6 protein-coding genes are annotated in these 2894 nt (G+C 71.3%); 2 read left to right on the top strand and 4 right to left on the bottom strand.

Annotation, left to right across the window (positions count from 1 at the left end; genetic code table 11):
* Positions 1 to 108: 108 nt before the first annotated feature.
* Positions 109 to 336 carry a hypothetical protein gene (locus AB0C29_RS41580; RefSeq protein WP_360832804.1) on the top strand — a complete coding sequence of 76 codons (228 nt, stop codon included), beginning with the start codon at positions 109 to 111 and terminating at the stop codon, positions 334 to 336.
* A 36-nt stretch (positions 337 to 372) separates the two neighbouring features.
* Complete coding sequence (locus AB0C29_RS41575) at positions 373 to 861, top strand: DUF1269 domain-containing protein (RefSeq protein WP_360832801.1); 489 nt, start codon at positions 373 to 375, stop codon at positions 859 to 861.
* An 11-nt stretch (positions 862 to 872) separates the two neighbouring features.
* Here the strand turns inward: AB0C29_RS41575 and AB0C29_RS41570 are convergent, their stop codons facing one another.
* From AB0C29_RS41570 to AB0C29_RS41555, 4 genes are all read right to left on the bottom strand, one after another.
* Positions 873 to 1442, bottom strand: a complete 570-nt coding sequence (locus tag AB0C29_RS41570) for a DUF308 domain-containing protein (protein WP_360832798.1) — start codon at positions 1440 to 1442, stop codon at positions 873 to 875.
* Between the two features lie 87 nt (positions 1443 to 1529).
* Positions 1530 to 2003: a hypothetical protein gene (locus AB0C29_RS41565; protein ID WP_360832795.1), complete on the bottom strand. Its 474-nt coding sequence runs from the start codon at positions 2001 to 2003 to the stop codon at positions 1530 to 1532.
* Between the two features lie 21 nt (positions 2004 to 2024).
* Positions 2025 to 2486, bottom strand: coding sequence for a hypothetical protein (locus tag AB0C29_RS41560; RefSeq protein ID WP_360832792.1), 462 nt, complete (start codon positions 2484 to 2486; stop codon positions 2025 to 2027).
* A gap of 108 nt (positions 2487 to 2594) precedes the next feature.
* A partial coding sequence (locus tag AB0C29_RS41555) for a helix-turn-helix transcriptional regulator (RefSeq protein WP_360832789.1) occupies positions 2595 to 2894 on the bottom strand: 300 nt, incomplete at its 5' end.

The following is a 2894-nucleotide window of genomic DNA, read 5'->3' as shown; positions in this document are numbered from 1 at the left end:
CGAGCGTGCGGCGGACCAGGGCCGGCGCCGCGACCGTACGGCTGGCGCAGCTCCTCGATGACCCGGCGGACGGACGCCGGGAAGACCACGAACGGGGAAGGTGACCCGATGACCGCCAACCACACCATCGCCCGGGAGCGGCTCGTCACCGCCCTCGACGTACTCCGCGGACGTCCGATGCGGGTGGACTACGGCCTGCTGCTCGTCCTGCCGTTCGTCGCGGCGGCGGGCGGCGTGCTGATCTCCCTGCTGATCGAGGACGCGGTCGAGCGTCGCCGGGCCCGGGGTTTCATCCCGGACGGACGAGGCGCCGGCCGGCGCGCCGGCGAAAGCTGAAGCCGGTGACCCACGTCCGACGATCGGGAGCGTGCGATGACGACCTTCACGGTGTGGAAGTTCGAGGACCCGGACGGCGCGGACCGCGCAGCGGCCGTCCTCAAGGATGCGGCGACGGAACGGCTGGTCAAGATCGACGACCACGCGGTGGTCCGCTGGCCGGCTGACGCCGCGCAACCGACCATGGAACACGGGCACGACGAGACCAGGCACGGCGCCGGTTGGGGTGCGCTGTGGGGGTTGCTGGTCGGCTCGTTGTTCATGGTCCCGGTGGTCGGCGGCGTCGCGGGCGCGGCGCTGGGTGCGATCAGCAAGGCCACCCAGGACTCCGGCATCACCAAGGAGCAGCTGGAGAAGATCCGCACCCAGGTCACGCGGGGCACCTCGGCGCTCTTCCTGGTGACCGAGCACGGCGATCTGGACCGCCTCGGTGAGCGGTTCCACGGCCGCAACAGCACCCTGATCGCGACGAACCTCACCGAGGGCGAACAGGAGATCCTGCACGAGACCTTCGGAGCCAGGTGAGGATGGCCGGGTCACACCTGTGCCCGGTACGCCACCCGCAGTCCCGCGATCGACCGGACCAGCTGGGCCGTCCCGGCGCAGAGCAGCACCGCGCCGCCGATGCGGACCAGGGTCGCCGGTTCGAGCTCCGGCCGGATCAGGCCGATGACGGCCGCCACCAGGAGCGCCGAGCCGGCGACCACGTACCGGGTGCTCCGGCTCTCCGCGGCACCGTCCGGGCTCAGCAGGGTTCCCAGCAGCGCGTTCACGGCCCAGCCGGCAGTGACGACCACGATCAGCAGCACCACCGAGACGGCGATGCTGCGCAGGCAGATCAGGCCGGCGATCGTGGTCAGCACGCCGCCGACGACTCCGGCGATCCGGTACAGCCGCGGGTAGCCGGGCACGACCAGCAGCAGACCGGCCCGGATCGTGCCGGTCACGACGAGGTTGAGCCCGAACAGCAGACCGAGCACCCGGACCGTGGCTGACGGCCAGGCCAGGGCGCTCGCGCCGGCCCCGATCAGCAGGACCGCGGTCGCCGTCCGTACGCGGTGCAAGGTCCGGCCGGTGGGCTCGGCCCGCCCGTCGCGGTAGCCCACCGGCCCTCCCTCATCGCCTCGAACGGAATCGCCTCGAACGGGATCGCCTCGAACGGGATCGCCTCGAACGGGATCGCCTCGGACGGATCAGGCCTGTGCGGCCTCGCGGCCGTGCACGGCCAGGGCGTAGATCACCAGCACGTCCATCGCGATGATGATCGTGCTCCAGATCGGGTACGCGGACAGGAACGCGACGTTGACCAGGGCACTGACCACCGCGATCACGATGCCGAGCACCCGGGCCCAGGTCTGCCCGAGCAGGACCCCGATGCCGGTCGCGATGGCCACCAGACCGATCAGCAGATGGGTCCAGCCCCACGCCGTGTAGTTCACCTCGACCACCAGCCCGTTGGGGCTGACCAGGTAGTAGTCGTCCTTGAAGAGCGCGACGAGGCCCTGGATGAGCTGGAAGCCGCCGACCATCTGCAGCATGATGCCGCCGAAGATCACCACGCCGACCCACGCTGTCGGCCGGGAGCGGCTCGGCACCTCGTAGGGTTTGTCCGCGGCGAAGGACGCCGTCCGCTGGGCGCCTGTCGTGCTCTGCTGGGTGTCCGACATGTGGATGCCACCTTTCGTCTCTCAGCTGGGGCGCCGGGGAACCGGCGCCCGCGGGAGGTCACTGATCGCCGCGGCCAGATAGGGACCGACCACCTGCAGGCGGTCGTCCGTGGCGGCGGCGACCTCGATCCGGGAGCCGTCCCAGACCTTCAGCACCACCCCGAGCGGCCGTGACCCGCACCGTCGCGGAGCCTCGGCGAGCAGGTGGTGCACACCTTCCACCGGCAGCTGCGCGCGCAGCGGGATCGTCCGGGCGAGGACCGGGCCGCGGCGGACGAGCAGGACGTCGTCGTCCCACAGCGCCCACATCGGCCGGGACCAGTGCCGGCCCAGCGACGGCCAGATCGCCGACCGGTGACCCCGGGCCCGCAGGCGGCACCGGAACGCGGTGCCGGAATCCTGGAACTGCTGCCGGCTACGCCGTGCGGCGATGGCGACGACCAGCACCCCGAAGAGGATGCCGAGAATGAGCAATGTCCGCACGACCGAGCTCCTTCCGCTGGGTGCTCCGGGACATATGCTGCGCGCCGCGGGCACGCCGCACGCCATCCGCCACGAGTGAGTCCACCCTCGACGGCCCGGCTCACCGGCTCAGATCAGGCCCAGCGAACGGGCCCGGCGCACGGCCTCGTTACGGCGGGACGCCGACAGCTTGCGCAGGATGCTGCGGACATGGGTCTTGACCGTGTTGATCGACACGAACAGGTGAGCGGCGATCTCCTCGGTCGGCAACATGGCGGCGATGCCCTGCAGCACCTCCATCTCACGCCGGCTCAACGGCTCGACCAGCACCGGACCGGTGTCCGCGGCGTCCGGGCACCGGCCACCGCGGGCCGCGCCCTGCAACATGCGGTGCTGCACGACGATATCCTCGATGTAGAGCACCAACCC

Source organism: Actinoplanes sp. NPDC048791, from assembly GCF_040650095.1.
Classification (GTDB): Bacteria; Actinomycetota; Actinomycetes; order Mycobacteriales; family Micromonosporaceae; genus Actinoplanes.
Note: the sequence above shows the minus strand (reverse complement) of the source record. Positions and strands in the feature narration are given on the sequence as shown.